Origin of the sequence: Rhizobium sp. CBN3 (assembly GCF_030518245.1) — a bacterium.
Classification (GTDB): Bacteria; Pseudomonadota; Alphaproteobacteria; order Rhizobiales; family Rhizobiaceae; genus Rhizobium; species Rhizobium aethiopicum_A.
Genome location: NZ_JAULSE010000056.1, coordinates 1 through 6,284, shown reverse-complemented (window position 1 = coordinate 6,284; position 6,284 = coordinate 1). Strand labels below are relative to the sequence as shown.

Sequence of the window (6,284 nt, the reverse complement as noted above, 5' to 3'; positions counted from 1 at the left end):
AAGACATGGCGACGGAGATGCTCGCTGAGGTACGAGTTCGAAACCCAAGGATGACACGCATCCCCGTCGCGCAGCCCGTTTATACACCAACGGCAACGTACAAGGATGAGGGCGGAGAGAGGTGCGGCTGCCTCACCGGAGCTCCTGCGGCTGCCAACTTCAGACACTGCGTAGAACCGCTCAACCGCGTAGCAATCACCGAGCACACACATCAGCCACCAGCCATCACTACACCGATCAACCCACCACCGACCGGGCACGCCGATCAGCCCCTCGGCCACACGGCACACCGATCAGCCCACCAGCCGCATGGCACCACGATCAGCCCTCATCCTGAGGTGCGTAGGCCATCGGCCGGAGCCTCGAAGGACGGGGGCGGTTGATGAGCAGTCTCCCTCGGACGAGGGATCGGGCGAATCCCGATCGAAAGAAGAGCCGTCGAAAACCGCTCATCTTCTTGTGAATGCAAACTGAATGGCCGGTTCGAACAGCGTTCAGCTTGCCGCGTTTAGTGTCGAGGCAATCCCTGACGGGAGAGCTTAAAAGACCAATCGACGGAGACACTCCATGACGCATTTCCTTACCAAGGCTTGCCTTGCCGCAGTGCTCGCCCTCTCATCCATTCCGGCCACCGTTTCTACGGCGGTAGCCGCAGGGCCGCAGACGAACTTCATCGTCGAGGCGCAATATCATCGTCCGATCCGCGGCTGCTCGCCGATGCACGCCGTGCGCAAGGCGCGCGATTTCGGCCTGCGCAGAGCCCATATCACCCGCATGTCGCCGCGTGTCGTCGTCGTCGCCGGGCGCGACCGTCGCGGCTGGGACAGGATGGTCTTCGCCAATGTCCGAGGTTGCCCGCTGATCCGGCGTTGAATCTTGCAGCGGCAAGCGCCGACATGCGTTTGCCGCTTTTGCCTTGACGGCGACACTTTCAGCCGTCTCTTCTCTGATTGGTATAAGTGATTCCACTGACGCTCCGGCGAGATGCGGAGAGTGGGGAGGGCGGCTCGACCGCACCGACTATAGAACGAAAGGTTTTTCGATGATGCAGTTTCTGGCAAAGGCGGGTCTTGCCGCCATGCTTGCCGCCGGCACTCTAGCCGGCACGGTGGCCCCGGCGGCCGCCCAATTCAGTATCATTATCGGCGATCAGGATCGTGATCCGCCGCGCGATTATCGCCGTCCGCCTCCGCCGCCGGGCTTCGGCCGGCGTCCACGCGGTTGCGACCCGCGTCTGGCGGAAGATCTCGCCCGCGATTGGGGCTTCCGCCGCCCACGTGTCGTCGACATCACCCCGCGCCGCGTCATCGTCCAGGGCTGGACCCGCCGCGGCCCCGATGAAATGAGCTTCGCCAACGTCCGCGGCTGCCCCGCTCTGCGCCGCTGATTTTGCAGAATACGGGCCTCGTCTCCCGATGCGGCCGCCAGAACCGCCTTTGCCAGTCTCCCCGATCGGCAAGGGCGGTTTTCTTTTTTATGAGATTCTTTTGGGCTCAGTCTGACGGCGTTTCAAAGACCCCTGCCCAACCCTCCCCACAGGGGGAGGGGCTTAGCTGCGGTTTCCGGCGGCGACTAGAAGGCGAAGCCTGCTGGCGTTCCCGTTCTGTCGATTGTTACGATAGAAGTTATGTCAAGCGGTGCGGCATCTAAGCCCCTCCCCCTTGTGGGGAGGGGTTGGGGAGGGGTCTTCAGCAGCCACCGGCGCGAACCGGCTGGCATCGACCTCATGTCGAGGATCTGCCGCCTATCACACCTCTTCCAGACGCGATTTACTGCTCGATGGCGAAGGTTACGGTGACGCTGACTGTGTAATTGTTCTCGCCGCCCTGGACGGGAACGGCAGCGTCGGCTTCCTTCATCATCGTGGCGCGATAAGCGGGCTGCGGCAGCGGGCGCGGCTCATTCTCGTTGATTTCGATGATGCGGCCGAGCTTGACGCCGGCGGCTTCGCTCAGCGTTTTCGCCTTCTTGACGGCCTCGGCGACGGCGTTCTTGCGCGCCTCTTCGAACGCCGCTTCCGGCTTGTCGTTGGTGAACTGGATGTCGCCGCCCTGGTTGATGCCGAGCGTGACGGATTGGTCGATCACCTGGCCGAGCTTGGAAAGATCGCGCAGGCGCACAGTGACCGAGTTGATCGTCTGGTAGCCGATCAGCTGCGGCTGCTGCTGCTGGCCATCGACCGGCTGCGGATAATTAAACTGCGGCTGGATGGAGAAGCCTGAGGTCTGCAGGTCGCGCTCGGCGATGCCGCCGTCCTTCAGCGCCTTCAGCACGTCGTTCATCGCCTTGTTGTTCTCGTCGAGCGCTTCACGGGCGGTCTTCGCCTGCTTGACGACGGCGAGATTGACGACGGCCATATCCGGCGCCAAAGACGATTCGCCATCGCCCGTCACCGATATCACCGCCTCGCGCGGCTTTGCTTCCTGCGCCAATACAGGCGCGGCACTGCCGAGCGGCAGGGCCAGAAGGGCAGTCATCACAAGTGTCTTGGAAAGAATCGGCGCCATGTTTCATTCCCTAGTTGTCGTTTCCCGATGAGCTTTCTGTCGGTTGATTGTGAAGCTATTGCGGCGGAAGGGAAGAGGCGAATGCGGATCGGGAGAAAATTGTGAGGGTGCAATTCGAATCCAGCTCGACAGCGAGTACGGAGAGGCGGCGAGACAGCCCCTGCTGGGCCCGGGATCTCTCCCGCCATCGGGCCCTCATGGCGGAGATTGGCTGAAGGCGAGGGGCTCCGCCTTCTCCTCCCTCATTCCTGTGACGAGCACAGGAATGAGGGAGGCTGAGGGTGTGTTCCCCATCGCAAAGCCCGTATGAGAAACGTCGGCGCCACCCCGCCACCTTCCCAAATCCCGCAAAGCTGCTAGCAATGACGGCGGGTTAAGAAACAGGGGCTTCCGGACACACTATGTCCGGCAAGGGGGCAGCATGCGCTTCATGACAATTCTTTCGATCGGCCTCGCCATGACTTTGGGGGGCTGCTCTCAGGTGGCGGAAAAGGCCGAAAACGCCGCCAACCGCTCATACACCAGCTATGCGCTGGGCAAGCCCTATTCCGAGATCGCCAATCTCGGTCAATCGTCGATGGCGCGGCTCTCCGGCTCCGAAGCGACCTTCGGGCCGACGATCGGCGCGACGCCGCTGAAGAACGGCATGACGATCTACCGGCATATGGCGCCCGCCGCCAGGACCGAGACCGGCACGAACTTCGCCGGCCTGGTCGGCAGCTCCACGATTTCCGAGAACAATCGGCTTTCCTATTTCCTGGTCGGCGCCGACGGGATCGTCAAGGATTGGGCCACGGGCTCGGTGCAGGGCAGCGCTAGCGACTGCGTGCAATATATCGGCGGCATCATCAACCGCTGCAACGATATGCGCCAGCTCCAGGCGTCGCTGGCACTCTACGACGCCAGGGTGGCGACCAAGGCCGGTCAACCCATTTCCAGCTGGGGCGAACCGTCTGCCCCTGCGATCAACTGAGAATGCGCGGCAGCCCGGGCGAGGTCTTTTACCTCACCCGGCGGCCGGGGCATTGGACGGCTGACGCTGTCGCGCAGATCTGTGAAACGGTCTTGCGATAAGATTGCGCAAAACCAGAGGCTGAAGCCCGGGAGCGGATCGAAGGACGCGACGCGTCAGGCGCCGAAATCATCCATGAAGGAGGGATGAATCGCGGGCTTGCGCTCTTCGCGGGCCTCGCGAATGCGCTGGGGAACCGCACCGAGACCGGCAACGAAACGGGTCAGGAGATTGCGATTGAAAAGTTTCTGTAGGCTCATGGCAGTTCACTCATTCTTTTTTTTGTTAGCTGGCGGCATATATTTTGCGCAGGCTGCCTTAACAACGGGCAATTTTGCATGACAGTTATGTGACAGCGCATAGTCTTGAAAAGACGGGCGGAAAGGCGATCACTTTAGCGTTACAAGTGGCCGGCAGGGCAGCCGATCCTATAAATCAACGCCGGTTCTCCTCGTGGCGTGGTAGATTGCCAGCTTCGGCCAAAAGCCGCGTCCTCAGAAGGAGAAGCTCAGATGAACCGATTTTTCGCCTTTATCGCGACCGGAACGCTGATCAGCCTTGCCACGATCATTTCGGCCTGCACGTCGACCGGAAGCGTCGATCAGACCTCGTCGATCAGCGGCGGTTATTATCAGGAGAGTCGCCCCCTGAACCCTGCCTGCGCGGATGGGTTCAGGCCCAGTGATGGCCGGTCCTGCAGCTATTGAGAAGGCGCGCTACTTGCCTTGACCGCTTCGGCGGATATGTTCTCTACCGTGCAGTTATGCGAGTGTGTCTTTGGCGTTACAGCTATTTGTTGAGTTGGGCTGTATCCTCCAGTTGTGTTGTAAGACATGGGGTCACGAACATGAAGCTCACGATCGCCACCACTTTTCTAGCAATCGTCGCAACGAGCGCCTTTGCAGCGGATGCCGTGCAGGACGTCCCGGCCGCACCTGTTACGGCTGCGCCAGTTTTCACCTGGTCAGGCCCGTATCTCGGAATCGATGGCGGCGCCAGTTGGCTAAACGGTGACTTCAGCGCCGGCGGCGCCAGCGATTCCCAGGATTTTAACGGCGGCGTTTTCGGTGCATTTGCGGGTTACAATTTCCAATTCGACAACAACATCGTTGTCGGCATCGAGGGCAACCTCGAATACAACTGGAACGAAGAGGAAGCGCTAGGGGCGGATGTCGGCACCGATTGGGCCGGCGCTGTTCGTGGTCGTGTCGGCTACGCCTTTGACAGGGCGCTGCTTTATGGCGCGGCCGGCTGGACCGCCACGCGTGGATACGTGGACCTGCCGGGATTCGATAAGGAAACGGAGACCTTCAACGGCTACACCGTCGGCGCTGGCGTCGACTTTGCCATCACCAACAACATCTTCGCCCGCGGCGAGTATCGGTATAATGACTTCGGCGAGAAAGACATTCTCGGTGTCGATGTCGATCTCAACCAGCACGAACTAAAATTCGGAATCGGCGTGAAGTTCTAGGAACTGGCCGTTGGATCAGCAGTGGCAAGCCCCGCCAAAAAAGCGGGGCTTTTTTGCGTTCGACAATAATGACAGGACCAAGATGCCGCTTTTAAAGAAGGCATTCTAGAAGCGAGTGGAGCGAAATCGGTTCCCCTAGCATCGTCTCTCGACGCCTCGCGCCGTAGGCCGGTGGAACTTCTTGAATCGACCGCTATCCACGGCTTGGCGCCCAAGCTAATTGTCGACATTGACTTTGGCTATCTGTCGTTGGCTTCGCGGTCTTGCATCCTGTCGTGCACGTTCTCCGGACCCGCGATCAAAGCGGCGATCGCCGTCGCCTTCTCCCGATTACCGTAGCCGACAACATAGCCCTCGAGCAGGACGCTTCTGCCCACCATGCTTACAGAGATGGACGAGCTTTCCAGGTCTGGTTCCGCGGACACCGCGGCCTGCACGCTCGCAAGCTGATCGTAGGCTAGGGTTTCGGGCTCAAAGCTCATGGCAGTCCTCCTTCGTGATACGAAGGAAACAGCGGACAGATAATTTAGTTCGCGATAGGGACTTAGGTCCGAGAAGGGCTGTGTGTGGCCCATAGAAGAGCTGGTATGCTGATGTTGTCCTTTATCCTTTTTGTTTTGCCGTACTCGTCGGTTTGGTCGCGCTTGCGTTTGGCGACAGGGTGGACGCTTACCGCGGCAACCGTCGCAATGATTGTTTTTCCATAGGATCGGGGGATGGCCCAGGCGCGTTCGCGGCGGATGCCCTTCTAGCTGTCCTCGCGGAATTGCAGCCGGCTAGTAATCAGCGTCATCGCCATGACATCAAAATATCGTCCCGGCCACATTGTAGCGGCAATGTTCCCTCTCGGATATATCGCTGGTTATACCGTAAACCTGTACTTCTGAATCCGTCAGGGCTATCGCTACTGTCCGGAAGGGCTACGTGGCAGCGGAACATCGCCCCTAGTATTCCAGGGATTAGCCCTTCGAGCGTTGGTGCTATGCGTACTATTGTTCGTACAGGGCGTTCGACAATACCTTGAGCCCTATTGCGGCCCCGTAGCCAATACTTTAGTCCCGGCGGCGGCCGTCAAGATCGGGTCAGACGAACGTACATCATTCATTACTTCGCAACTGCGGTAATTGTCATACGATTCAAAACGCTAAATAATAACAAAAATCAGTTGCTTACTGGGAGTTTCTCGACTACGTTTTTTATAGAAGAGTTCCGAAATAACCGGCCCTCGCCAGCGATACTCAGCGGTGGTTTGACCTTGCTTGAGGGAGGATGATGACGTTGTTTGTCCGAC

The 6,284-nt window shown here is 59.5% G+C and carries 8 protein-coding genes; 5 read left to right on the top strand and 3 right to left on the bottom strand.

The features are described 5' to 3' along the window. The first annotated feature begins 567 nt into the window (after window positions 1-567). Both QWJ46_RS30670 and QWJ46_RS30665 read left to right on the top strand, forming a co-directional pair. Entirely contained in the window at window positions 568-873 is a 306-nt protein-coding gene (locus tag QWJ46_RS30670; RefSeq protein ID WP_302756280.1) for a hypothetical protein, read from the top strand. 169 nt (window positions 874-1,042) lie between these two features. Beyond that, on the top strand, window positions 1,043-1,387 hold the full coding sequence (locus QWJ46_RS30665; RefSeq protein ID WP_302756278.1) for a hypothetical protein: 345 nt from the start codon (window positions 1,043-1,045) through the stop codon (window positions 1,385-1,387). A gap of 382 nt (window positions 1,388-1,769) precedes the next feature. On the opposite strand, the gene QWJ46_RS30660 is transcribed toward QWJ46_RS30665, so the two are convergent. Next, window positions 1,770-2,507, bottom strand: a complete 738-nt coding sequence (locus tag QWJ46_RS30660) for an SIMPL domain-containing protein (protein ID WP_302756277.1) — start codon at window positions 2,505-2,507, stop codon at window positions 1,770-1,772. Between the two features lie 421 nt (window positions 2,508-2,928). Here QWJ46_RS30660 and QWJ46_RS30655 point away from each other — a divergent pair, with 421 nt between their 5' ends. Then, a complete protein-coding gene (locus QWJ46_RS30655; protein ID WP_302756275.1) occupies window positions 2,929-3,480 on the top strand; it encodes a hypothetical protein in 552 nt (183 codons plus the stop codon). Between the two features lie 155 nt (window positions 3,481-3,635). On the opposite strand, the gene QWJ46_RS30650 is transcribed toward QWJ46_RS30655, so the two are convergent. Next, window positions 3,636-3,779: a hypothetical protein gene (locus QWJ46_RS30650; protein ID WP_168296739.1), complete on the bottom strand. Its 144-nt coding sequence runs from the start codon at window positions 3,777-3,779 to the stop codon at window positions 3,636-3,638. A gap of 252 nt (window positions 3,780-4,031) precedes the next feature. Between QWJ46_RS30650 and QWJ46_RS30645 the strand changes: the two genes are divergently transcribed. Then, a complete protein-coding gene (locus QWJ46_RS30645; protein ID WP_184459306.1) occupies window positions 4,032-4,226 on the top strand; it encodes a hypothetical protein in 195 nt (64 codons plus the stop codon). Between the two features lie 140 nt (window positions 4,227-4,366). Further along, window positions 4,367-4,993 carry an outer membrane protein gene (locus tag QWJ46_RS30640; RefSeq protein ID WP_302756272.1) on the top strand — a complete coding sequence of 209 codons (627 nt, stop codon included), beginning with the start codon at window positions 4,367-4,369 and terminating at the stop codon, window positions 4,991-4,993. A 239-nt stretch (window positions 4,994-5,232) separates the two neighbouring features. On the opposite strand, the gene QWJ46_RS30635 is transcribed toward QWJ46_RS30640, so the two are convergent. Beyond that, entirely contained in the window at window positions 5,233-5,475 is a 243-nt protein-coding gene (locus QWJ46_RS30635; protein WP_302756271.1) for a BON domain-containing protein, read from the bottom strand. Window positions 5,476-6,284: the final 809 nt, after the last annotated feature.

Excerpts from the sequence above, each read along its gene's own strand:
- QWJ46_RS30655 (WP_302756275.1), top strand. The coding sequence starts at position 2,929 with ATGCGCTTCATGACAATTCTTTCGATCGGCCTCGCCATGACTTTGGGG.
- QWJ46_RS30665 (WP_302756278.1), top strand. The coding sequence starts at position 1,043 with ATGATGCAGTTTCTGGCAAAGGCGGGTCTTGCCGCCATGCTTGCCGCC.
- QWJ46_RS30640 (WP_302756272.1), top strand. The coding sequence starts at position 4,367 with ATGAAGCTCACGATCGCCACCACTTTTCTAGCAATCGTCGCAACGAGC.
- QWJ46_RS30670 (WP_302756280.1), top strand. The coding sequence starts at position 568 with ATGACGCATTTCCTTACCAAGGCTTGCCTTGCCGCAGTGCTCGCCCTC.
- QWJ46_RS30650 (WP_168296739.1), bottom strand. The coding sequence starts at position 3,779 with ATGAGCCTACAGAAACTTTTCAATCGCAATCTCCTGACCCGTTTCGTT.
- QWJ46_RS30635 (WP_302756271.1), bottom strand. The coding sequence starts at position 5,475 with ATGAGCTTTGAGCCCGAAACCCTAGCCTACGATCAGCTTGCGAGCGTG.
- QWJ46_RS30645 (WP_184459306.1), top strand. The coding sequence starts at position 4,032 with ATGAACCGATTTTTCGCCTTTATCGCGACCGGAACGCTGATCAGCCTT.
- QWJ46_RS30660 (WP_302756277.1), bottom strand. The coding sequence starts at position 2,507 with ATGGCGCCGATTCTTTCCAAGACACTTGTGATGACTGCCCTTCTGGCC.